This is a genomic window from Streptomyces sp. NPDC020362 (assembly GCF_040642095.1).
Taxonomy (GTDB): domain Bacteria; phylum Actinomycetota; class Actinomycetes; order Streptomycetales; family Streptomycetaceae; genus Streptomyces.
Window position 1 is genome coordinate 15,173 of the sequence record NZ_JBFAET010000020.1, and the last position, 23,832, is coordinate 39,004.

General features: G+C 72.1%; 18 protein-coding genes and 1 other RNA gene. 7 read left to right on the forward strand and 12 right to left on the reverse strand.

Annotation, left to right across the window (positions count from 1 at the left end; genetic code table 11):
• Positions 1-63 precede the first annotated feature (63 nt).
• Entirely contained in the window at positions 64-1,449 is a 1,386-nt protein-coding gene (locus AB0H32_RS11280; RefSeq protein WP_361117792.1) for a nitrate/nitrite transporter, read from the reverse strand.
• Positions 1,450-1,602: 153 nt separating this feature from the next.
• On the opposite strand from AB0H32_RS11280, the gene AB0H32_RS11285 reads away from it, so the two are divergent.
• Positions 1,603-2,238: a hypothetical protein gene (locus tag AB0H32_RS11285; RefSeq protein WP_361117795.1), complete on the forward strand. Its 636-nt coding sequence runs from the start codon at positions 1,603-1,605 to the stop codon at positions 2,236-2,238.
• A gap of 31 nt (positions 2,239-2,269) precedes the next feature.
• Here the strand turns inward: AB0H32_RS11285 and AB0H32_RS11290 are convergent, their stop codons facing one another.
• Positions 2,270-3,241, reverse strand: coding sequence for a LysR family transcriptional regulator (locus tag AB0H32_RS11290; protein ID WP_361117798.1), 972 nt, complete (start codon positions 3,239-3,241; stop codon positions 2,270-2,272).
• An 84-nt stretch (positions 3,242-3,325) separates the two neighbouring features.
• Here AB0H32_RS11290 and AB0H32_RS11295 point away from each other — a divergent pair, with 84 nt between their 5' ends.
• On the forward strand, positions 3,326-4,579 hold the full coding sequence (locus AB0H32_RS11295) for an MFS transporter (protein WP_361117801.1): 1,254 nt from the start codon (positions 3,326-3,328) through the stop codon (positions 4,577-4,579).
• A 23-nt stretch (positions 4,580-4,602) separates the two neighbouring features.
• Here the strand turns inward: AB0H32_RS11295 and AB0H32_RS11300 are convergent, their stop codons facing one another.
• The 6 genes from AB0H32_RS11300 to ftsE form a co-directional block, all read right to left on the reverse strand.
• On the reverse strand, positions 4,603-5,289 hold the full coding sequence (locus AB0H32_RS11300) for a hypothetical protein (protein WP_361117804.1): 687 nt from the start codon (positions 5,287-5,289) through the stop codon (positions 4,603-4,605).
• Between the two features lie 111 nt (positions 5,290-5,400).
• Positions 5,401-5,769, reverse strand: a transfer-messenger RNA (tmRNA) gene (gene ssrA, locus AB0H32_RS11305).
• Between the two features lie 110 nt (positions 5,770-5,879).
• Positions 5,880-6,422, reverse strand: a complete 543-nt coding sequence (gene smpB, locus AB0H32_RS11310) for an SsrA-binding protein SmpB (protein WP_361117921.1) — start codon at positions 6,420-6,422, stop codon at positions 5,880-5,882.
• A 58-nt stretch (positions 6,423-6,480) separates the two neighbouring features.
• Complete coding sequence (locus AB0H32_RS11315) at positions 6,481-7,671, reverse strand: S41 family peptidase (protein WP_361117807.1); 1,191 nt, start codon at positions 7,669-7,671, stop codon at positions 6,481-6,483.
• Between the two features lie 67 nt (positions 7,672-7,738).
• Positions 7,739-8,656, reverse strand: a complete 918-nt coding sequence (gene ftsX, locus AB0H32_RS11320; protein WP_361117809.1) for a permease-like cell division protein FtsX — start codon at positions 8,654-8,656, stop codon at positions 7,739-7,741.
• Between the two features lie 43 nt (positions 8,657-8,699).
• Positions 8,700-9,389, reverse strand: a complete 690-nt coding sequence (gene ftsE, locus AB0H32_RS11325) for a cell division ATP-binding protein FtsE (protein ID WP_055707746.1) — start codon at positions 9,387-9,389, stop codon at positions 8,700-8,702.
• A gap of 241 nt (positions 9,390-9,630) precedes the next feature.
• Between ftsE and AB0H32_RS11330 the strand changes: the two genes are divergently transcribed.
• Positions 9,631-9,822, forward strand: a complete 192-nt coding sequence (locus AB0H32_RS11330; RefSeq protein WP_361117813.1) for a hypothetical protein — start codon at positions 9,631-9,633, stop codon at positions 9,820-9,822.
• 105 nt (positions 9,823-9,927) lie between these two features.
• Here AB0H32_RS11330 and AB0H32_RS11335 read toward each other — a convergent pair whose 3' ends face one another.
• From AB0H32_RS11335 to AB0H32_RS11350, 4 genes are all read right to left on the reverse strand, one after another.
• On the reverse strand, positions 9,928-10,839 hold the full coding sequence (locus AB0H32_RS11335; protein ID WP_361117816.1) for a hypothetical protein: 912 nt from the start codon (positions 10,837-10,839) through the stop codon (positions 9,928-9,930).
• Positions 10,840-11,144: 305 nt separating this feature from the next.
• Entirely contained in the window at positions 11,145-12,251 is a 1,107-nt protein-coding gene (prfB, locus tag AB0H32_RS11340; RefSeq protein ID WP_361117819.1) for a peptide chain release factor 2, read from the reverse strand.
• 453 nt (positions 12,252-12,704) lie between these two features.
• Positions 12,705-13,937, reverse strand: a complete 1,233-nt coding sequence (locus tag AB0H32_RS11345; protein ID WP_361117822.1) for a serine/threonine-protein kinase — start codon at positions 13,935-13,937, stop codon at positions 12,705-12,707.
• Positions 13,938-14,137: 200 nt separating this feature from the next.
• The gene (locus AB0H32_RS11350) at positions 14,138-15,826 is read right to left on the reverse strand and encodes a serine/threonine-protein kinase (RefSeq protein WP_361117826.1); all 1,689 of its coding nucleotides are present in this window, start codon (positions 15,824-15,826) and stop codon (positions 14,138-14,140) included.
• Positions 15,827-16,235: 409 nt separating this feature from the next.
• Here AB0H32_RS11350 and AB0H32_RS11355 point away from each other — a divergent pair, with 409 nt between their 5' ends.
• From AB0H32_RS11355 to AB0H32_RS11370, 4 genes are all read left to right on the forward strand, one after another.
• A complete protein-coding gene (locus AB0H32_RS11355; RefSeq protein ID WP_361117924.1) occupies positions 16,236-19,916 on the forward strand; it encodes an FHA domain-containing protein in 3,681 nt (1,226 codons plus the stop codon).
• A gap of 163 nt (positions 19,917-20,079) precedes the next feature.
• Positions 20,080-21,462: an ABC transporter substrate-binding protein gene (locus tag AB0H32_RS11360; RefSeq protein WP_361117829.1), complete on the forward strand. Its 1,383-nt coding sequence runs from the start codon at positions 20,080-20,082 to the stop codon at positions 21,460-21,462.
• A gap of 7 nt (positions 21,463-21,469) precedes the next feature.
• Positions 21,470-22,813 carry a sugar ABC transporter permease gene (locus tag AB0H32_RS11365; protein WP_361117831.1) on the forward strand — a complete coding sequence of 448 codons (1,344 nt, stop codon included), beginning with the start codon at positions 21,470-21,472 and terminating at the stop codon, positions 22,811-22,813.
• The gene (locus AB0H32_RS11370) at positions 22,810-23,721 is read left to right on the forward strand and encodes a carbohydrate ABC transporter permease (protein ID WP_361117834.1); all 912 of its coding nucleotides are present in this window, start codon (positions 22,810-22,812) and stop codon (positions 23,719-23,721) included. The genes AB0H32_RS11365 and AB0H32_RS11370 overlap by 4 nt, the downstream gene beginning before the upstream one ends.
• Positions 23,722-23,832: the final 111 nt, after the last annotated feature.

The window sequence follows — 23,832 nt, forward strand, 5'->3', positions numbered from 1 at the left end:
GCCTGTCAACGGCGCGTGACAGGCTCGGTTCGGCTTGATGTCGTCGGTGTTACCGATACGACGTCACACCTCGGCGTAGCTGAGCTGCGGCTTCGCCTCCGAGGCAGCAGTATTGGCGTGAACCTGCCCGGCCGGCCGGCGAAGGTATACGGCCCAGGTGACCACGAAGCAGGCGCCGTAGAAGGCGAGGAAGGCGACGAACGCGCCGGTGCCGGAGCCGTAGGAGAGGAAGGACTGGCGGAAGGAGAGGTTGATGCCGACACCGCCGAGTGCGCCGACGGCTCCGATGAGCCCCATGGAGGCGCCGGACAGCCGCCGGCCGTACGCGGCCGCCTCCTCGCCGGTGAGCCCCTTCGCGACGGCCTTGGCCTGGAAGATCCCGGGGATCATCTTGTACGTCGAGCCGTTGCCGAGCCCGCTCAGCACGAACAGCACGACGAAGACCGACACGAACAGCGGCAGCGACTTCTGCATGCTGGCGACGACGAGCACGGCGGTGGCCGCGGCCATGCCGACGTAGTTGTAGAGGGTGATGCGCGCTCCGCCGTACCGGTCCGCGAGCCAGCCGCCGACGGGCCGGATGAGGGAGCCGAGCAGCGGGCCGATGAAGGTGAGGTACGCGGCCTGCAGGGGCGTACGGCCGAACTGGTTCTGCAGCACCTGCCCGAAGGCGAAGCTGTAGCCGATGAAGGAGCCGAAGGTACCGATGTAGAGGAAGGACATGATCCACGTGTGCGGGTCCTTCGCGGCGTCCTTCGCGGCGCCGGTGTCGTTCTTCACGGACGCGAGGTTGTCCATGAAGAGCGCGGCGAGGAGGGCGGCGACGACGATCAGCGGGATGTAGATGCCGAGCAGCACGCGCGGCCCGCCGCTCGCCCCGATGATCGCGAGGGCGACGAGCTGGATGACCGGGACGCCGATGTTCCCGCCGCCCGCGTTGAGCCCGAGGGCCCACCCCTTCTTCCTGAGCGGGAAGAAGGCATTGATGTTGGTCATGCTGGAGGCGAAGTTGCCGCCGCCGATGCCTGCGAGGAGCCCCACGAGGAGGAAGGTGGAGAAGGACGTCCCCGGCTTCATGACGACGAAGGCGGCGGTGGTCGGCACGAGGAGCAGACCGGCCGAGACGATCGTCCAGTTCCGTCCGCCGAAGACGGCGACGGCGAAGGTGTAGGGCACGCGGACAACGGCGCCGACGAGCGTGACCATGGAGGTCAGCAGGAACTTGTCGGCGGGGGTGAGCCCGTACTCCGGCCCCATGAAGAGCACGAGCACGGACCACATGGTCCAGATCGAGAAGCCGATGTGCTCGGAGAGGATGGAGAACCAGAGATTCCGCTTGGCGGTCTTCTCCCCGGTCTCCTGCCAGAATCCCTCGTCCTCCGGATCCCAGCGTTCGATCCAGCGGCTGCTACGAGGGGGTGGGGTCGGGGTTGGGGCTGGGGCCGTCATGACGCCTCCACGGTGCTCCGGGGCTCGGGTGGTTCGCGGTGATGAGTCCAGAAGGTAGGCAGGGTGCGTTTCCTGCCTGTGGCTGTGGGTGACCGGAAGGGAACGTTGCTCTCACTCGCGGCACCGGGAGACGGTGAGGGAATATCGGGGGCCATGGGAACGGACATCCACGGCTGGATCGAATGCCGCACCTGGAGGGAGGGTCTGGCTCCCGGTGGGACGGCCTGGTGCCCGGCCCTCGACCTGGCGATGCTCGCGATGCCCCGGGACTACGAGGCCTTCGCCTGCCTCTTCGGCGTTCGGGACTTCGGTGCCCGGTGGCGCCATGTGGCCGCCGACCGGGGCCTGCCGGCGGACACGTCGGCCCCGGTCCGGGCCGAACGGGAGTCATGGGGCGAGGCCGCCTTCGGCGCCACCTGGCTCTCCTGGGCCGAGGCGCGGTCCGTCGACTGGGACGAACCGGCGCTCCCCCGCTCCACCCACATAGCCCAGTACCACCGGGCCCCCGACGGCACCCTCCGGCTGCGCCGGCCCTGGGTCTGGAGCCGGGCCTTCGCCCGCGCGGCCGGGGTCAACACGCTGACGACCGACCCGTCGAGCATTCCCGACCGGTGGCCGGAGGGGACCCGGTGGGAGTCGGGGGCCTCGATCTTTTGCGTCGAGCGCTCCCGCCGCCGCGACGCCGTCCCGCCCGACGGCACCTGGCACCCGGTGTGGACGATCATGGGCGCCCTGGCCGGCGTGCACGGCGACGACGGTGTGCGGCTGGTGGTGTGGTTCGACGAGTGAGCCGGCGGTCCGGCCGGGCGCCGGTCGTATGTCAGGTGTTCAGGCTCATCACCTTGTCGTCGGCCGCCGGAATCCAGGCGCCGGCGGGGCGTCGCAGCCACCCCTCGGCCCCGGCGACCTCGGCCGCGGCCCTGCGGAGTGCGGCCAGTGCGGGATGGACCAGCCCCTTGCGCCAGACCAGCGACACGGGCGACAGCGGCACGGGGTCGACGAGCGGCCGCAGCACCGTGCGCGGCATCTGCGGAAAGTCCACCACGGCCAGCACGGGATTCCGCGTCCTGGCCATGATCCGCTCGAACTCCTCGTCCCCGACCGCGAGCGGAAGGGGGGAGGCGAGCCGGATGCCGCGCCCCTCGAACAGGCGCAGGGCGAGGTCGGTCCACTCCCGGGTGCGCGGGTTCCCGGCGCCCGCGTACACCGCCTCCCCGGCCAGCGCGGCCAGCGGCACCACCGGCCGGCCGGCCAGGGGGTGCTCCTCGGGCAGCACGACGGCCATCGGCTCGTAGCGCACCGGCTGCTGCTCCAGGCCGGAGCGCAGGGCCGCCTCCAGGCCCGCGAAGCGCCCGAAGGAGGCGTCCAGCCGGCCGGCGAGCAGGTCGGCCGCGGCTCCCGTCAAACCGCTCTCGTAGCGGGCCATCAACTCGCAGTCGGGGGCGAGTTCCCGGGCCCGGTGCAGCACTCGGCGGCCCGTGAGCAGGCCCGCGGAGTTGAGGTCGACCAGCAGCGGCCGGGCCTGGCCGAAGTCGGCGAGCAGGTCGTCCTGGGCGGCGAGCACCCGCCGGGCGTGCGGCAGCAGCCGCTCGCCGTCGGCGGTCAGCGTCACCTGCCGGGTGGTCCGTACGAACAGTTCGGCCCCCAGTTCCCGCTCCAGCCGCCGCACGTCCCGGCTGAGCGCCTGCTGGGCGACGTACAGGCGGGCAGCGGCCCGGGTGAAGTGCAGTTCCTCGGCAACGGTGAGGAAGGCGCGCAGCAGGCGGGGGTCTATGGAGGCCGGGGCGGACATGGCGGCGAATTTACAACACGGGTGCGTGAATCGGCGCCCAGAAGGTGTTGGACCGCATGATCCGTTCCGGGCGACCGTGGAGCCATGCCGCAACAGACCACCGAACACAGCCGCATGACCGACCGGCAGGAGCAACGCACCGGATACCGCCTCCTCTTCTCCCTCCCCGGCACCCGGGCCTTCACCACCGGCAATCTGATCGCCCGCCTGCCCATGGGCATGTTCGGTGTGAGCGCGGTCGTGATGATCGCCGCCTCCCGCGGCTCCTACGCCCTCGCCGGTGCCGTCACCGCCACCGGGCTCGCGGCGACCGGGGTGGCCGGGCCCTGGATCGCGCGGCTCGTCGACCGGCACGGGCAGGCCCGCGTCGCCGTACCGGCCACCCTCACCGCGGCGCTGGGCAGCCTCGCGCTGCTGCTGTGCGTCCGCTACGGCGCCCCGGACTGGACCCTGTTCGCCGCGTACGCCGCCACCGCTGCCACCCCGAACATCGGCGGCCTGTCCCGCGCCCGCTGGGCCCACCTGCTGCGCGAGGACCCCGGCGCACTGCACACCGCGAACTCCTTCGAGCAGGCCGCCGACGAGCTGTGCTTCATGCTCGGCCCGGTGCTGGCCTCCTTCCTGACCGGCACCTTCTTCCCGGAGGCGGGCACGCTCGCCGGGGCCGCGCTGCTGCTGGCCGGAATGCTGCTGTTCACCGCGCAGCGGGCGACCGAGCCGCCCCCGCAGCCCCGGTCGAAGGCGCCGTCGCCCCTGCGCAGCCCGGGGATCCCGCCGCTGCTGGCCTGCTTCGTGGCGACCGGCGCGGTGTTCGGCTCGATGGAGGTCGTCACCATCGCCTACGCCGACGCGCAAGGGCATCGCGCGGCGGCCGGTGCCGTCCTCGCGCTGCAGGCGGCCGGTTCGTGCGCTGCGGGCCTGCTGTACGGGGCGCTGAGACCGGCGGGCCTGCGCCTTGCCCAGTGCCTGCCGGCGATGGCCGTGCTGATGGCCCTGCCCTGGCTCGCGGCCACCGCCGCCGGTTCGCTCGTGGCCCTGGCGGGTGCCCTGCTGGTGGCGGGCATGGCGACCGCGCCGACGATGGTGACCGCGATGACCCTGGTGCAGGAGCGCACCCCGGCCGACCGGCTCAACGAGGGCATGAGCCTGGTCGTCACCGCCCTGCTGACCGGCGTCGCGTGCGGCTCGGCGGCGGGCGGCTGGGCGGCCGAGCGCGTCTCCCCCGCCACCGCCTTCGCGGTCCCGGCCGCCGCGGCGGCCGTGGCCCTGCTCATCAACTCGGCGGCGCAGGCCGTACGTTCGCGCAGTCGGCGCTTCGCCGGCAGCCCAGCCAGGTGACGGTCCGGTCGCGGCCGGGTCCGCTAGCAGCCCAGGTAAGTGACGGTCCGGTCGGGGCCGAGTTCGTCGGCCAGGCGGGCGGCCAGCTGTGCTCCCTCGGCCTCCAGGCGGGCGCGCTCGGCGTCGTGGCGGAGGTCGTCCCGGTCCCTGATCCAGGTGTCCAGGGCCTCGTCGACGGCCGCCGCCCAGGCGTGGAAGGCGGCCACCAGGGCGTCGGACAGGCCGAGGGCGAGTGCGGGGTCGTCCGGGGCGAAGTCTCCGATGCCGTCGGCCCGCAGCGGGTACCACTTGTACTCGCCCCGGACGGTGATGTGCACCGGGTGCGGCGGCAGCGAGTGACCGTGGGCCTCCAGGGTCCAGTGCAGGCGGTCGCAGCCCCAGCACACGAACTTCGCGCTCCGGTGACGCTCGTCCCAGTAGCGGACCGCCCAGCGGGGGCCGAGGTGCGCGGCCACCTCCCGGCCGATCTCCACGCCCTGCCCGACGTGCTTGCGCAGCGCCGGACGCGCGGTGAATCCGCCGGGCGGGCGGGCCTCGGACCAGGACCGGAGCCGGTGGGCCAGCTGGTCGGGGAGGCCGAGGGAGCCGATCGCGACGCTCGTCGTGAAGTCGTCGGGCCCGGGGAGCCCGGGGGTGTCCGCCCCGAACAGCGGGGACGGCTCGTCGTGCGCCCGTATGAGGAGGTGCCGGGGGCCCTTGTCGCTGTCCATCGTGGAGGTGCTCCGTTCCGTCCGCCCGTGACATCCGGCCATGACAAAGGCCCCGCCGCTCATCGCGACGGGGCCTGTGCCCACATGGGGTCTGGGGGCAGTGCCTCCAGATGGTGGAGATGGCGGGAATCGAACCCGCGTCCAACGGTGCGGAATCAGGGCTTCTCCGTGTGCAGTCCGCTGTGATTTTCTCAGCCCCGGCGATCACGCGAACAAGTCGCCGACGGGCTCAGTCACTGTTTGATTTCCCTCTTCACCCCGTGACCGGGATCAAGGTTTAGTCCCCTAGCTGATGCCAGGATCCGGGTCGGGAACAGCCCCGGGCTGACACTTCGCAAGTCGCTACTTAGGCAGCGAGGGCGAAGGAATCGCGCTTGGTGTTGGCGATTATTTTTTGCGACATATGGTTTACGAGATCATTGCCGCTTCCTCGACACGCTTCCCCTGCTTCGACAGCCGCTGTCGAAACCGATCATCCCCATGTTGATTTTTCAATCCCCTCCGGAGAGGGGGCGCGCACCCTCTGTGGAGTGCGGTGCCATCTTACGTGACCAACGCACCCGCGTGCCAGCTTATTCCCGGCGGCTCGGCTAGACGCCCCGCTGCTTCCGCTTCGCCGCCGCGATCGCACGGTCCGACTCACGCCGGTCCTGCTTCTCCCGCAGGGTCTGCCGCTTGTCGTACTCCTTCTTGCCTCGTGCGAGCGCGATCTCGGCCTTCGCGCGGCCGTCCTTGAAGTACAGGGCGAGGGGCACGATGGTGTGACCCGTCTCCTGGGCCTTGGACTCCAGCTTGTCGATCTCCTCGCGGTGCAGCAGCAGCTTGCGCTTGCGGCGCGCGGAGTGGTTGGTCCAGCTGCCCTGGTGGTACTCGGGGATGTGGGCGTTGTGCAGCCACGCCTCACCTCGGTCGATCTGGACGAAGCCGTCGGTCAGCGAGGTCCGTCCCTCGCGCAGCGACTTGACCTCGGTGCCGGTGAGCACGAGTCCGGCCTCGTAGGTGTCGACGATCGCGTAGTCGTGCCGGGCCTTCTTGTTCTGGGCGACGATCTTGCGCTTGCCGCCCTTCTCGCCGTCCCTGGCCTTGGCGGCCCCGCTGCCCTGCTTGGGCTGGGACTCCTTCGGTACGTACATTCCCTTGCTCATAGTGCCGACCATTTTCGCACCACGGAGGGGGTGGGTGGGAAGCGTATTAAGGGTGCTGGGAGGGGTCGCCGAGGCCGGTGAGGACCGTCTCCGCCCGCGGGAGGGCCTCTCGCGGGCCCGTCTCCAGGTCCGGGGTGAGGCCCCGGCCGTCCACGGCGCGGCCCGAAGGGGTGCGGTAGTGGCCCACGGTCAGCTCGGCCACCGAGCCGTCGGGCAGCTCGGTCGGCATCTGGATGGAGCCCTTCCCGAAGGTGCGGGAGCCGATCACGACCGCGCGGCCGCGGTCCTGGAGGGCGCCGGTGAGCATCTCGGCCGCGCTCATGGTGCCGCCGTCGACCAGGACGACCAGGGGCCGGCTGGTGTCGCCGCCGCCGGCGGCGTGCAGGGAGCGCTGGGCGCCGTCGACGTCGTAGGTGGCGACCAGGCCGCCGTCGAGGAGGGCGGAGGCGGTGGCCACGGCCTCGGTGACCAGACCGCCCGAGTTGCCGCGCAGGTCGAGCACGACGCCGGTGCCGGCCGGGGCCTCGCGCACCGCGGCTCGCACGGCGTTGCCGGAGCCCTTGGTGAAGGCGGCGATGCTGATGACGGTGACCCCGCGGGGCAGCGTGCGGACGGTCACGGAGTCGGTGGACAGGCGCACCCGGTGCAGGGTCTCGGTCCACGCGCGCGTGCCGCGCTGCAGGCCCAGCGTGACCGTCGTACCGGCGGGCGCGTCCTCGGCGTCGCCGCGCAGTAAGGAGACCACCTCGGTGACCGGCCGCCCGTCGACCTTGTCCCCGTCGACGCTGCGCAGCCGGTCGCCCTTGCGGATGCCGGCGTCGGCCGCGGGCGAGCCGGGCTGCACCTTCGTCACCTGGATACGGCCGTCCCGCTCGCGCCGTGCCCACAGGCCGACGCCGGTGTACTGACCGTCCAGGGCCTCCTGGAACTCCTGGTACTCGCCCTCGGAGTAGACGGCGCCCCAGCGGTCCCCGCTGCGGCTGACGGCCCGCTCGGCGGCCTCCATCGGCGACTTTCCGTCGGCCATGGCCTCGGCGGCGGCCTTCTGCACGTCCTCGTGCCGGGGAGCGTGGCGCTGGGCGCCGGCGGGCGTCCTGCGGCCCGCGGAGTCCGCCGGGCCGGTGTCCGGGAAGGAGCCGGTGGCGGCGCCGGCGACCAGAACGCCGGCGAAGACCAATGTCAGGGCGGCCCCGCGGCGGGTGCGGCGGGGCTGGCAGAACAGGTCTCGGCCTGACATGGCCGTGAGTCTAGGACACGGCGGAGGGCCGCACGGGCGGATGCCCGTACGGCCCTCTTGGCGTGCGTCACACCTTCAAGTACTTGCGCAACGCGAAGAACGCGGCAAGGGCGGGCATCAGCACACTGGTGGCGAGGATCAGCGGGAGCTTGGTCAACACCGCGTCCCAGCCGACGAAGTTGATGAGCTGGAGCTTGGTGGCCAGGGCCATGCCGTGGTCGATGGTGAAGTACCGGCCGATCACCAGGAACACGCAGGCGAGGCCGCCGCCGATCAGGCCCGCGACCGCCGCCTCCATGATGAACGGCGCCTGGATGTAGAAGCCCGACGCGCCGACCAGGCGCATGATCCCGGTCTCGCGCCTGCGGCTGAACGCGGAGACCCGCACGGTGTTGACGATCAGCAGCAGTGCGACGATCAGCATCATCGCCATCACGAGGAGCGCCGCGCGGTTCATCAGACCGAGCAGCTGGAAGAGGTTGTCCAGGATGCCCTTCTGGTCCTGCACGGACTGCACACCGTCACGCCCGTTGAACGCGGACGCGATCACCTGGTACTTCTTCGGGTCCTTGAGCTTGATCCGGTACGACTCCTGCATCTGGTCCGGCGTGAGCGAGCTGGACAGCGGGGAGTTCCCGAACTGCTCCTTGTAGTGCTTGTACGCCTGGTCCTGCGACTCGTACGTGACCGTCGCGACGATCGGCATCTTGTGCAGGTCGGTGAGGATCTGCTTCTTCTGGTCCTCGGTGACCGCGCCCTTGGCGCAGTTCACGTCCGACTGTGCATCGCTCTTGTTGCACAGGAAGATCGAGACGTTGACCTTGTCGTACCAGTAGCCCTTCATGGTGCTCACCTGGTCGCTCATCAGCAGCGAGCCACCGAAGAGGGACAGGGACAGGGCGACGGAGACGATGACGGCGAAGGTCATCGTCAGATTGCGGCGGAGACCGACACCGATCTCCGACAGGACGAACTGGGCGCGCATGCCTCGGGTTAAGCCTTTCCGTGGACGTGACTCGGGGTGCGGGTCAGTGCTGGTAGCCGTAGACGCCGCGGGCCTGGTCGCGGACGAGGCGGCCCTTTTCCAGCTCGATGACGCGCTTGCGCATCTGGTCCACGATGTTCTGGTCGTGCGTCGCCATGATGACGGTGGTGCCCGTCCGGTTGATCCGGTCGAGCAGCTTCATGATGCCGACGGAGGTCTGCGGGTCGAGGTTGCCGGTGGGCTCGTCGGCGATGAGCAGCTTGGGCCGGTTGACGAAGGCCCGCGCGATGGCCACGCGCTGCTGCTCACCACCGGACAGCTCGCCCGGCATCCGGTCCTCCTTGCCACCGAGCCCGACGAGGTCGAGCACCTGCGGCACGGACTTGCGGATCTCGCCGCGGGACTTGCCGATGACCTCCTGCGCGAAGGCCACGTTCTCCGCGACCGTCTTGTTGGGCAGGAGGCGGAAGTCCTGGAACACGGTCCCCAGCTGGCGGCGCATCTGCGGCACCTTCCAGTTGGAGAGGCGCGCGAGGTCCTTGCCCAGGACGTGCACCTGGCCGTGGCTGCACCGCTCCTCGCGGAGGATGAGCCGCAGGAAGGTGGACTTTCCGGAGCCGGAGGACCCCACGAGGAAGACGAACTCGCCCTTCTCCACCTCCAGGGAAACATCCCTGAGTGCGGGGCGGGTCTGCTTGGGGTAGACCTTGGAGACGTTGTCGAATCGGATCACGGATGCACCACGGGTAGCCGGGGGTAGATGAGCGTGACCATACGCGAACCGGGTGCACAAGCGCAGGGCCCGGTTGCGGTTGGGTGACACTTGTGCCTTTTTGTACGGCTGCATCGCACCGGAGACCACCTCTTTGCAAGCGCCCGCGCAGGCTCAGCGGGAACCTGGCAGAGTGGAGGGGGAACGTTCTCGTTCCCGGAAGCGTTGTATGGGTGATGGCCGGAGCAAGGAGGGCGACCGCATGACGTACGACCGGTTGGTGTGCGCGAACTGCGCGGCGCCCGTGAACGAGGGCCGGTGCCCGGTGTGCCGTGCCAACCGCGAGCGACTGCAGCACGAGAGCTTCTTCGCAGGCCTGAACCCGATGGCGCTGATCGCCCTGCTGGCGATGCTGATCGCCGCGGTGGCGCTGCTGGCGCACCAGACCGCGTAAGAAGACCGGAAGAGCCCGGCAAGAACGCCGGAAGGGCCCGGAGCGCGACGCTCCGGGCCCTTCGGCGTCAGACTGCGCGTACGCAGCGTGGCCGTACGGCTACGCTCAGGCGGCCGCGCCGCCCCGGCCGTTCACCAGACGGGGCAGAATCCGGAAGCCGACACCGCCGGCGATCATCGTCGCGGCGCCGATCAGCAGGAACATGGTCTGTCCGGCACCGGTCTCGGCGAGCTGCTTGTCGTGCCCCTGGGCCGAGGTGTCCGAGCCCGTGTCGGTGAGGGCCGAGGAGCCCTCGTCCTGGGAGGCATTGTTGTTGCCGCCGTCGGGGGTGGTGTGGCCGTTGCCGCCGCCGGTGCTGGAGCCGCCGCCGTTGCCGCCGCCCGAGTTGCCACCGCCGTGACCGCCGCCGTTGCCGGAGCCGCCGCCGTTGTCACCACCGGTGCTGGAGCCGCCGCCGTTGCCGGAGCCGCCGTTGCCACCGTTGCCGCCACCGTTGTCGCCGCCAGTGGTGGAGCCGGTGGTGGAGCCGCCGCCGGTCGTGGTGCCACCGGTCGTGGTGCCACCGCCCGTGGTGTCACCGCCGGTCGTGGTGCCACCGCCCGTGGTGTCGCCGCCGGTCGTGGTGTCGCCGCCCGTGGTCGTGTCACCACCGGTCGTGTCACCGCCGGTCGTCGTGTCGCCACCCGTGGTGTCGCCGCCCGTGGTCGTGTCACCACCCGTGGTGTCGCCACCCGTGGTCGTGTCACCACCCGTGGTGTCACCGCCGGTCGTGTCGCCGCCGGTGGTGTCACCGCCGGTCGAGGTGCCGCCTGTGGTGTCGCAGATGCCGATGGGGTCACAGCCGCCGCCGGTACCGCCGTCGTCGTTTCCGTCCGTGCTCACACCGAGCTTGATCGGACCCGCCTGGACACCGAGGTCCAGCGCGGAAGCCGCACCAGCGGCGGTCAGCGAGGCTCCCGCCGCGATCACGGCGCCGGCGGCTATCCGCGCGACCCGGATCCGCGTCTTCTTCGTCATATGGTTGCTACCCCCAGTAGCTGTTCGTCAATGAGGCGGCGTGCGGGGCTTGCCGTGATCGACGGAGGCAGCCGACGAAACCGGAATCGACGTCCGAGTCATCCCATTCCCCCGGTTCACATGCGCCCCAGAGATACGCATGCCACGCTTCAGCCTTCCGATTTTTCAAAGCAACGTCAAGGCCGTTGCGCGCGCAATGTCCGATGGGGCGGCGTTTGCCGGGACTTGGAGCCTGTGAGTGTGATGTAAAACCCAGACAAATGACAACTGCCGCCACTCGGGCGGCAGTTGTCATGTCGACAAAGTTACTTCTCCTGCTGCTTGCGCCAGCGAATGCCGGCCTCCAGGAATCCGTCGATCTCGCCGTTGAACACGGCCTCGGGGTTGCCGACCTCGTGCTCGGTACGCAGGTCCTTGACCATCTGGTACGGGTGCAGCACGTAGGAACGCATCTGGTTGCCCCAGGAGTTGCCGCCGTCGCCCTTGAGGGCGTCCATCTTGGCCTGCTCCTCCTGGCGGCGCCGCTCCAGCAGCTTGGCCTGGAGGACGTTCATCGCAGTGGCCTTGTTCTGGATCTGCGACCGCTCGTTCTGGCAGGAGACGACGATGCCGGTGGGGAGGTGGGTCAGCCGCACCGCGGAGTCGGTGGTGTTCACGCCCTGACCGCCGGGGCCGGAGGAGCGGTACACGTCCACCCGCAGCTCGGACTCGTCGATCTCGATGTGGTCGGTCTGCTCGACCACGGGAAGCACCTCGACACCGGCGAAGGACGTCTGACGGCGGCCCTGGTTGTCGTAGGGCGAGATGCGCACGAGGCGGTGGGTGCCCTGCTCGACGGAGAGGGTGCCGTAGGCGTAGGGCGCCTGGACGGCGAAGGTGGTGGACTTGATGCCCGCCTCCTCCGCGTACGACGTCTCGTACACCTCGGTCTTGTAGCCGCGCTGCTCGGCCCAGCGCAGGTACATGCGCTGCAGCTTCTCCGCGAAGTCGGCGGCGTCGACACCACCGGCCTCGGCGCGGATGTTGACGAGCGCCTCACGGGCGTCGTACTCACCGCTCAGCAGCGTCCGGACCTCCATCTCGTCCAGCGCCTTGCGCACGGCGGCCAGCTCGGACTCGGCCTCGGCGCGGGTGTCCGGGTCGTCCTCCTCCTCGGCCATCTCGAAGAGCACACCGAGATCGTCGATCCGGCCGCGCAGCGCCTCCGCCTTCCTGACCTCGGCCTGGAGGTGGGAGAGCTTGCTGGTGATCTTCTGCGCCTCGTCCGGGTTGTCCCACAGGGACGGCACGGCCGCCTGCTCCTCGAGCACGGCGACGTCTGCCCTCAACTTGTCAAGGTCCAGAACGGCCTCGATCGACTCCATGGTCGAGGAGAGGGACTTCAGCTCTTCGGATACATCGACGACTGCCACGCCTCCAGCGTAACGGCTCCACCGACCGCCGAGGGCCGACCGGGGAGCGGCCGCGGAGGTGGGGGCCTGCGGGGGTGGCCGCGAAGGTGGGGGGCCTGCGGGGGCGGCCGGCGAGGGCCCCTTCAGGAGGCGGGGTGCTCAGGGCTGAGCGCAGTGGTCGGCCAGGGGCGCTCCAGTCCGGTTGCCGGGCAGCGGCGGGTGGCCGTGGGCCTTGCCTGCGGCCAAGGCCCCGACCGGGCGTCTCCCGGCCGACCGAGCCGGGCGGGCAGGCAGGCGATTGGGGGGCGCATCGCAGGCGGGCGAAGCGCCGGCCGGGCACCTCCTGGCCGACCGAGCCGAGCGGGCAGGAGGCCGTGAGCCTCGCAGGCGGCCAAGCGCCGACCAGGTGTCCCTTGACCGAGCGAGTCGGGTGGGTGGGCGAGATGGGAGGGCAGGGGGTGGAGCCCCGGGAGGTCAGGGGCCCGACGTGCTGTGGGTGTCCTGGGGAGACTCGTCGTCCCCCGAGGTCGCCGCCCACGCCCCGATCCCGATCGCCGCGGCCAGCACCACCCCGGCAACCCCCAGAGTGATCCTGCGGCGCCGGGCAACAGCGCGATGCCGCGCCGACCCGGGCCTCGGCGCCCCCGACGCCCGCGGCACCCGGGCCGTCCCCCGTGCCCCGCCCGCCAGCTCATCGGCCCCGGGCACCCTCATCGACGTATGCGTGTCCCGGTTGGAGTCCGGCTTCGCCCCCGGCACCAGGGACACCGCACCACGCCGCCGCACCGGCTCCCCGGACGCGTCCGGCGCCGACGCCGCCTGCGGCCCCTCCCCCTCCTCGGGGGTCTCCGCCTCCGGCTCGTCCACGTCCAGCGGCGGCATCCCCGCCAGCATCGGCAGCTGCTCCCGCAGCCGCGCCCCCAGCTCCGACGCCCGCAACCGCGAGGCCGGCGCCTTCGCCAGGCACTGCACGATCAGCTGCCACAGCTCGTCGGGGATGCCGGGCAGCGGCACGACGGTCTCCGTGACGTGCCGGCGCAGCACCGCGCCGGGATGGCCGCCGCCGAACGGCGTGAAGCCGGCGAGCAGCTCGTACAGGACCGTCGCCAGGGCGTAGATGTCCACGGCGGCCCGCGGGGGCAGTCCCTCGACGATCTCCGGGGCCAGATAGTCGGGCGTGCCGATGATCTTCGTGGCCCGCGTCCGCTTCGGCGAGTCGATCAGCTTGGCGACGCCGAAGTCGGTGAGCAGCGCGGGATGGGCGCCTCCCGGGCCGAGCGGTCCCTGCATGTCCAGCAGGACGTTCTCGGGTTTGACGTCGCGGTGGACGACCCCGGCGGCGTGGGCCGCCGCCAGCCCGTCGGCGACGTCGGCGACGATCGCCACGGCCGCCTCGGGCGCGAGCCTGCGCTCACGCTCCAGCCGGGTGCGCAGGTCGGTGCCGCGCACCAGGTCCATGACCAGGGCCAGGTCGTTGCCGTCGACCACCAGGTCGCGCACCGAGACGACGTGCGGGTCCTCCAGACCGAGCAGTGCGGTGCGCTCCTGCACGAACCGCCCCACGAGCTCCTGGTCGGACGCGAGATCCTCGCGCAGCAGCTTGATGGCGACGGGACCCTCCGGCCCCTCGCCCAGCCACACCGTGCCGGCGCTGCCCCGCCCCAGGATCTGGTGCGCGGTGTACCGGCTGCCGATCTTCCGTGCCAAGACTGCTCCTACAGACGCGTGTTGTCGCTGCTGCGTCATTCCAGGGACCCGGACACTCGGCGGCTAACCGCCGCGGGCCCCCGGACTCCCAGCCGACAGACCAGAACCCCCAGCCGACAAAACTACGCGTCGAACGAGCCAACCTTCACGGCGGAGACGGAAATCACCCGCCAGGTGTCGACAAATACCCAAACCAGCGGTCAGTTGCCGCCACCGGAGGAGCTGTCCAGCTTCTTGACCCAGTGGCTCACCGAACCCACCAGGTCCTTCACCTCGTGCCAGTAGCTCCTGCCTTCTCCGACCCAGGTGTGCAGCGGGGTCCACTCCCAGATCGCCCAGCTCGCGGCGATCAGGATGATGATCACGAACAGGCAGCCCTTCAGGCAGCCGAGCCCGGGGATCTTCATCCGGTTGGCGCTGCGCTGCCGCGGCGCCCGGGGCTCGCGCGCGGGCCGCTGCGGCTCCGGGGCGGGCGGCGCGTACCGCTGGGGCTGCGGCGGGGCGTACTGCTGGGGCTGCTGCTGCGGCTGGCCGTATCCGGCCGGCTGCTGCTGCCGTCCGCGCGACTGCGGACGCTGCGGGCGCGCCTGCGGCGCCTGGCGCGGCTGCTGCTGGGGCCGGGCGACCTGCCGCTGGGGGCGGCGGCGCAGCGGGTCCTCGTCGGGGTCGAGGTACTGGATCTGCGTCTGCTCGTTGCGGTCCCGGGCGGCACGCAGCTGGGTCTGCCAGGGGTGCGGCTGATCGGGCTGCTGCCCCTGGCCGCCGGGCGGGCCCTGCGGCATCGGCGGCATGACCGCCGTCGGGTCCGCGGCACCGGTGTTCGGCAGCACGGCGGTGGGGTCGGCGGCGCCGACGGGGCCGCCGGTGTGCGGCAGGACGCTGGTCGCCGCATTCGGATCGTGCTGGCCGTACGCCCCCTGCGGCGCGTTCGTCGGCAGCACCTGGGTGGGGTCGGCGGCGCCGGGGACGGCGGTCGGGTCCGGGTCGGGGGCCAGCAGCGCGCCGACCCCCTCGGCCGCGGCGATCTGGGCGGCGTTGGCGTGCACGCCGACGCCCTCGGCGACCACGCGCAGGCCGCGCGCGAGGTTCTCGGCGCTGGGCCGTTGGTCCGGGTTCTTGCGCAGGCAGCGCTCTATGACCGTCCACAGCGGGTCCGGGACGGTGGAGGGGCGGCGCGGCTCGGCGCTCAGGTGCTGGTGCAGGACTTCGAGGGCGCTGCCGCCGGAGAACGGCGGGTGGCCGGTGACCAGCTCGTACAGCAGGATGCCGGCGCCGTAGATGTCGACGGCGGAGGTCTGCGGGCGGCCCTCGGCGGACTCGGGCGCCACGTACGCGGGCGTGCCGACGAACTCCTGGGTGCGGGTCAGGCCCGGGGAGTCGGCGAGGCGCGCGATGCCGAAGTCGGTCAGCATCGGGTGCATCCGGCCGTCGTCCTGGCGCAGCAGCACGTTGGCGGGCTTGAGGTCGCGGTGGACGACGCCGTCGGCGTGGCTCGCGGCGAGCGCGTCGGCGATCTGCGCGGTCAGCAGCGCCGCGGCGACCGGGGTGAAGGGGCCGTTCTCGCGCAGGTAGCGGTGCAGGTCGGGGCCGTCGACGAGGTCCATGACCAGGGCCAGCAGCTCGCCCTCGACGACCAGGTCGCGGACCCGGACGACGTTCGGGTGGGTGAGCCGGAGCAGAACGGACCGCTCGCGCAGGAAGCGCATCACGATGTCCGGGTCGCCGGCCAGCTCCTCCTTCAGGACCTTGATCGCGACCAGCTCACCGGGCTGGCCGGCGACGGCCGCCTCGGCACCTGCGGTCTCGCGCTGGCGGGCACGCCAGACGGTGCCCGTGGCGCCGCGTCCGAGCGGCTCCTCGAGCAGGTACTTGCTGCCGACTGGCCGCACGTCACGCGCTCCCTGCTGCTTATGGCTGCTTGCTTGCCTGGATTCCGGTGTTCCGGCCCACTCTAGTGCCGGTCCACTGGGCACTACGTATGCGTTGCCGACGATGTTCGCCGGTGCTCCCGGGCCGTGTCGGCCCGGGTTCACGTCCGCGTTCCCGCCCAGGTTCGAAGGAAAGACGCTCACCTCGGTCTCCTGGTTGCCGCGCTCCGCACGTGACCGATCTCAACTGATCATCCGTGCGGCATTGGTCAGGCACTTTTGGGGGCAGAGCTGACCAATCAAGATCACTTGGCACCGGGCCGTGGGCGCGCTGTCAGTGACAGGTGCGAGGATGCGTGCAGTACTGGCCGACGTGCTCGTGCGGGGGTGGGGGATGTCCGCGCCCGGGCAGAAGGGACCGCTGACGGCGATGCAGATCCGGCTGACCGTCGTAGACCCGCAGGGCCCGTCCGCGCAGCGGGGACGTGTCTCCAGCCGCGACGTGCTGGTGACGGCGCCCACGGGCACGGATCTGGCCGCGGTGGCGTCCACGCTGGCCGCGGCGGTCACCGGAGAGGGCGCCGCGGGCCGGGAGTCGAGCGGCGCGGCGGTCGTGCTGTACGCGGGTGCCGAGCGGCTGGACGCCCGCCGCTGCATCCTCGGCGAGCCTCCCCTGGTCGACGGCGCCGTGCTGTCCCTGGGCGCCCCGGCGGCCCCCGAGCCGCATCCCGAGCTGGACGACGCCCCGACCCAGCTGCACGTGGTCGCGGGTCCGGACGCGGGCGGGGTCCATCTGCTGCACGGCGGCCGGATCACGGTCGGCCGCTCCGCCGACGCCGACGTCCCGCTGGACGACCCGGACGTCTCCCGCCTGCACTGCGCGGTCACGGTCGCCGCCGACGGCCGCGTCTCGGTGGCCGACCTCGGCTCCACGAACGGCACGGCCCTGGACGGCACGCGCGTGGGCGACCGCCCGGTGCGGTTCGCGTCGGGTGCGCTGCTGAGGATCGGCGAATCCGCCCTGCGGGTCACCCCGTCCGGGGGTCCCGGCGCCCGGGTGCGGACCGTGCCGGACGGGGAGGGGTGCGTGCGGGTCGCCCCGGACGGCGGGGCGGCCGGGGCAGCCGGTGGTTGCGCGGGGGGCCCTGAGCCGGATGCGGACGCCGGTGCCGCGGGGCACACGCGCGTGGAGCCCGCCCCGGGCACCCGCGCCCCGGGCCCCTCCGGACCGACCCACCATGCCTACGGCTCGGCCGGCTGGGGATCCTCGGGCGCAGGCCCGGGGGCTCAGGAGCACCGCCGCGGGGAACAGCCGACGGTGCCGGGCCAGGCCGGGGCGCCGCACATCGAGAGCCGGGGCACGGGCGCGGGGACGTGGCGTCCGGCAGCCGGGGCGCCCGCCGGCGGCGAAGTCGCGGACGCGGGGGACACCCACGCGGGGCGCCACGGCGTCGGCGGCCCGGACGGCGTGCACGGATCCGCGTACGCGGCACACGCCGACGGGTCCGCCTCCCTCTCCACGCCGGGCGGGGCTTCCTCCGGCCCGGACTCCGGCCTGCACGACACGGACGGCGGCGGCCGCAAGGGCACGCCGCTGCGGGGCATCGACGTGCCTCAGGGTGCCCGGCGGCGGGGCGGGCTCGGCGCGTGGGCCCGGCGGCTGACCGGCGGACGCGGGGAGCAGCCGGCCGCCGGACAGCAGGAGTACGGCGGTGAGGCCGCCGGCCCGGCGGGCGCACCGGTGGCCACCGTCCGGAATCAGCCCGAGACCTGGCCGGACCCCGCCGCCCTGCTGCTGACCGCGCTGGGGCCCGGGCCCCGGCTGTGGGAGCGCGGGCCGGGACACCCGGAAGCGCTGACCGTGCGGCTCGGCACGGCGGACCGCAGAACACCGGACGGCTCGGGCGTGCTGCCCGCCGTGCCGGTGACCGCCGCCCTGCGCGAGGCGGGCGCGCTGGGCCTGGCCGGTCCGCGCCCCCGGCTGTCCGGGCTGGCCCGCGCGGTGCTGGCCCAGCTGGCCACGCTGCACTCGCCCGACCTGCTGGAGATCGTGCTGATCAGCGCGGACCACTCCCGCCCGGAGGAGGAGCGCACGGCCGAGTGGTCCTGGCTGGGATGGCTCCCGCACGTCCGACCGGGCCACGGTCAGGACTGCCGTCTCCTGCTGGCCTACGACCGCGAGCAGGCGGCGGCCCGCACGGAGGAACTCCTGCGCCGGGTGGAGGAGTACGCGGCATCGGGCCGCAGCACGGCCGAGCCGGCCCCGGCGCACACACCTCCGGCAGGCACACCGGCCGCCCTGCCCGCGGCCCCGGTGCCGGATGCCGCCGCACCGGCGGCCGGCACCGCGCCCCCGTCCGGGGCTGCCCTCGCGCCCGGCATGGCCGAGCAGGCCGCAGCCGCGGAAGGCGGCCGTCCCGGAGCGGAGACGTCCGCCGCCCACCCGGCCGCCCCGGCCTTCGGAGCCGACGCGCTCGCCGGTTCCCCCCAGCACGCCCCTGCCCGTCGTCCCTCCTGGGCCCGGGAGGGTGCCGGGCCGGACGGTCCGGGCGGCTTTCCGGGGCCGTACACCGTGGTCGTCGTGGACGGGGATCCGGGCGGCGCCGCCCTGCGGGAGGCCGTGGCACGGCTGGCCGTGGCCGGGCCGCGGGCCGGGATCCATGTGGTGTGCCTCGCCGAGACCACGGCCGCCACCCCGGCCTCGCCGGTGGCGCAGACGTACGAGGCGGCCTGCGCGGCCACGCCGACCTTCCGGCACTGCGGAGCCGTCGCGCTGCTCAGCGGTGACGTGGCCGGCACCCTGCAACTGATGCGCGTCGCGCCCGGCGGTCCCGTCGGCCCCGGTGCGCTCGCCGCCGTCGACGCCGTCTCCCCCGCCTGGGCGGAGCGGTTCGCGCGGGCGCTGGCGCCCCTGCGCCCGGACGGCCCTGTCGGCGAACGGCACGCGCGCGTGGCCGCGCCGCTGCCCCAGTCGGCGCGGCTGCTGGACGAGCTGGGGCTCGCCCGGGCCACCCCGGCCTCGCTGATGGCCCGCTGGGCGGACGCGGCCGACGACACCGAGTCGCTGGGCGGGCGGGCCCGGGCGGTGCTCGGTGCCGGGCCGCGTGGTCCGCTCACCGCGGACCTGGTGGCGGACGGGCCGCACCTGCTGATCGAGGGACCGTCCGGCAGCGGCCGTACGGAGCTGCTGCGCGCGGTGGTCGCCTCGCTGGCCGCGGCCGAGCGGCCCGACCGGCTGGGCATGGTGCTGATGGACGGCCGGGACGGCATCGGCACGGGCACGGGGCGCGGCGAAGGGCTGCACGTCTGTACGGACATACCCCATGTGACGACCCATCTCATCGCCAACGACCCGGTCCGCATGCGGGAGTTCGCCCAGTCGCTGAGCGCCGAGCTGAAGCGGCGCACGGAGCTGATCGGGCGCACGGACTTCGCCCAGTGGCACACCGGGCGGGAGGTGTCGGGCCGCATCGTCGCCCAGCGCACCGTGGGCGGCCGGCCGGCCGCGCTCGGAACCGGCGACATAGAGGCACCCCCCAGCACCACGCTGCGGCTGCGGCCCGGCTCCGCCGCACGGCAGCACGCCGAGGCCGCACCGCCGCTGCCCCGGCTGGTCGTGGTCGTGGACGACCTGGACGCGCTGGTCTCCCCCGCGCTCGGCTCACCGGGACGGCCCGCCGCCGGATCGGTGATGCGGGCGCTGGAGGCGGTGGCCCGGGAGGGCGAGCGGCTGGGCGTGCACCTGGTGGCGGCGACCGGGAGCGGCGGCCGTACGGCGGAGACGGAGCCGGCCAGGAGGGCCACCCTGCGCATCGCACTGGATGCGCCGTCCGCCGGGCCGGACGAGCCGGCACCGGGACGGGGCAGGCTGACGTACCCGGACGGGCGGGCGGTCGCCTTCCAGGGCGGCCGGGTGACGGGCCGCATCCCGCGCACCGCGACCCAGCGGCCCACGGTCGTCCCGTTGGAGTGGCAGCGCATGGGCGACCCGCCGGCCCGCCGGCCCGTCCGTGAACTGGGCAACGGCCCCACCGACCTGGCACTCCTGGCGAGCGCGGTGGAGCGCGCGGCCCGCGAGGTCGCCGCGGCGGAGGTGCCCTCACTGCTCTGACCGGAACCAGCCGGAATCCGTAGGCATACCTCCCTGATCACGAGCCGGTCACGATGGGCCGCCGGACGGCGCAGGCGCCCTTGCCGCCCTTGTGGGGCCCGGCGTAGACCGGAGCGCACGGACAGTGTTCTGAGTTCGACGGAGAACGACGAACGGGGAAGTGATGCAGAGCAACAGCAACACCATCCGGACAAGCAGGGCCGTCTCCACACTCGCCGCGCTGCTCGCGGGAGCCCTCGCGCTCACCGCCTGCTCCAGCAGCGACCACAAGAAGGACAGCGGCAGCAAGAGCAGCGGGGCCACCACCTCCGGGTCCACGCTCACCCTGCCGAAGCTGAACGGCGCGAGCCTGGAGGTCGCCGCCGTCTGGACCGGTACCGAACAGAACAACTTCAAGAAAGTCCTGTCGGAGTTCGAGAAGCGCACCGGCGCGAAGGTGACGTTCGTGCCCGCCCAGGACCCGATCATCAACTTCCTCGGCTCGAAGATCGCGGGCGGTCAGCCGCCGGACGTCGCGCTGCTGCCGCAGCCCGGGGCGATCAAGCAGGCCGTGGACAAGAAGTGGGCCAAGCCACTCGGCCCGGACGCGCTCAGGGAACTGCAGAAGAACTACTCGCCGGGCTGGCAGGACATCGGCAAGGTCGACGGCAAGCAGTACGGCGTCTACTACAAGGCGGCCAACAAGTCGCTGATCTGGTACAACGCCAAGGCGTTCGAGAACGCGGGCGCCAAGGAGCCGAAGACCTGGCAGGAGCTGCTGAAGACCGCGCAGGCGGTGTACGACTCCGGCGTCACCCCGTTCTCGGTCGGCGGCGCCGACGGCTGGACGCTGACGGACTGGTTCGAGAACGTCTATCTGTCCCAGGCGGGCCCCGAGAAGTACGACCAGCTCGCCCAGCACAAGATCAAGTGGACCGATCCGTCGGTGAAGCAGGCCCTGACCACGCTGGCCCAGATCTGGGGCAAGAAGGACTATGTGGCGGGCGGCGCGGACGGCGCCCTGCAGACCGAGTTCCCGGCTTCCGTCACGCAGACCTTCACCGGCGGCGAGCAGCCGAAGGCGGCGATGGTCTACGAGGGCGACTTCGTGCAGGTCAACATCGGTGACACCAAGGCGAAGGTGGGCACGGACGCGAAGGTGTTCCCGTTCCCGGCGGTGGGTTCGGCCGCACCGGTGGTCTCCGGCGGTGACGCGGCGGTGATCCTGAAGGACTCCAAGGCGGCGCAGGCGCTGGCCACCTTCCTGGCCTCCCCGGACGCGGCGACCATCCAGGCCAAGCTGGGCGGCTACCTCTCGCCGAACAAGAACGTGCCGGACTCCGCCTATCCGAACGAGGTGCAGCAGAAGATCGCCAAGGCGCTGGTCGCGTCCGGCGACGACTTCCGCTTCGACATGTCCGACCAGGCCCCGCAGGCCTTCGGCGGCACCCCCGGCAAGGGCGAGTGGAAGGACCTGCAGGACTTCCTGACGAACCCGAAGGACGTGGCGGGAACCCAGGCGAAGCTGGAGAAGGACGCGGCGGCGGCCTACGGGAACGGGAGCTGAGCCGGCGATGGCGTCGGCAGCGGCGGCCGGGGCCCCACCGGGCCCCGCCGCGCCGAAGAGCCGCAAGAGCGTGACCGGCACCCGCAGGACCGTGGCAGCTCTCTTCCTGCTGCCCGCCCTGGTGCTGCTCGGCGCGCTCGTGGTCTACCCGATCGGGTACTCGGTCGTCCGCAGCTTCTCCAACGCCTCGGGCGACGGCTTCGCCGGCTTCGACAACTACAAGGCGCTGTTCACCGACGACGGCATCCGGACGGCACTGAAGAACAACATCATCTGGGTGGTGTTCGCGCCCACGGTCTCCACCGCACTCGGCCTGATCTTCGCGGTGCTGACCGAACGGGTGCGCTGGGGAACGGCGTTCAAGCTGGTCGTCTTCATGCCGATGGCGATCTCGATGCTGGCCGCCGGGATCATCTTCCGGCTGGTGTACGACCAGGACCCGGACAAGGGCGTCGCCAACGCGGTGTGGGTGGGCGTCCACGACACCTTCGCCCAGTCGTCGGCGTTCCCGAAAGCACACCCGGGCCGCAACTCGCCCCTGAAGCCCGACGGGGGCGGCTTCCTCACCACGGCCACGGTGCACACCGGCCGGGCCGTCACGCTCCCGCTGGTCGGCGTCGCCCCCGACCAGATGCCCGACGGCGCGAAGAAGGCCGTGGCCGCCGCACCGGAGCCGGGGAAGATCACCGGCACCACCTGGCAGGACTTCACACGCGGCAAGGGCGTCGGCAGGCTCGGCGTGCCCGACCCGTCCGAGCTGGGCTATGCCGGGATGCGGATCGAGGCGGTCAAGGACGGCAAGGTGGTGGCCACCGCCAAGGCGGCCGGCGACGGCACGTTCACGCTGCCGGCGAAGGCCGACGGGGCCCAACTGAGGCTTCCCGCAAGCAACTTCAAGGAGCCGTACAACGGCGTCGACTGGCTCGGCCCGACGCTGGTCACCCCGGCCATCATCGGGTCCTACGTATGGATGTGGGCGGGCTTCGCGATGGTGCTGATCGCGGCCGGGCTCGCGGGCGTGCCCCGGGAGCTGCTGGAGGCGGCGCGGGTCGACGGCGCGAGCGAGTGGCAGGTGTTCCGCCGGGTCACCGTGCCACTGCTCGCACCGGTCCTCGCGGTCGTCACCGTCACGTTGATGATCAACGTCCTGAAGGTGTTCGACCTCGTCTACATCATCGCGCCGGGCTCCTCCCAGGACGACGCGAACGTGCTGGCCCTGGAGCTGTACCGCAAGGGCTTCTCGGAGGGCCAGCCGGGCATCGCGAGCGCCATCGCGGTGTTCCTGCTGCTGCTCGTGATCCCGGTGATGTGGTTCAACATCCGCAGGCTCAGGCGGGAGGTGCGGCGATGACGGCGACCGCCGGAAACATCGGGAACGCGGTCCCCGCCGACACGGCGGTGAAGGCCCGGCAGTCGCTGGGCTCGAAGATCACCGAGCGGCTGGGCGGCGGACTGGTCCGCGTCCTTCTCGTCCTCGTCGGCCTGTTCTGGCTGGTCCCGACCATCGGCCTGCTCATCTCCTCGCTGCGCGCACCGGACGACATGAGCGCGAGCGGCTGGTGGAAGGTGTTCTCGCAGCCCTCCCAGCTGACCTTCGAGAGCTACCAGAAGCTGCTGGAGAACAGCGACATCACCAACTCCCTGGTCAACACCGTGCTGATCACGGTCCCGGCGACGATCCTGGTCGTGGTGATCGGCTCACTGGCCGGCTACGCGTTCGCGTGGATGGAGTTCCCGGGCCGGGACTGGTGGTTCCTCGGGGTGGTCAGCCTGCTGGTGGTGCCGGTGCAGGTGGCGCTGATCCCGATCGCCGAACTGTTCGGCAGGATCGGGCTGTTCGGGACGATCTTCGGGGTGATCCTGTTCCATGTCGGCTTCGGCCTGCCGTTCGCGGTGTTCCTGCTGCGGAACTTCTTCGCGGAGATCCCGCGGGAGCTGCTGGAGGCGGCCCGCCTCGACGGCGCGGGTGAACTGCGTCTGTTCGCCCGGGTGGTGATGCCGCTCGGCGGGCCGGCGATCGCGAGCCTCGGCATCTTCCAGTTCCTGTGGGTGTGGAACGACATGCTGGTCGCGCTGGTGTTCACCAAGTCCGGCTCACAGCCGATCACGGTCGCCCTGCAGACACAGGTGCGGCAGTTCGGGAACAACATCGACGTACTGGCCCCCGGTGCGTTCATCTCGATGGTGATCCCGCTGGTCGTGTTCTTCGCGTTCCAGCGGCAGTTCGTGACCGGGGTGATGGCGGGCGCCGTCAAGTAGCCACGGAGAGGACATCTTTCGAGGGGCGGGCCTTCACCGGCCCGTCCCTCGGCGTTCGCCGGGCGTCCCCCACATGCCGTACGAACCGTAACCAAGTCACTCCATCGGCCG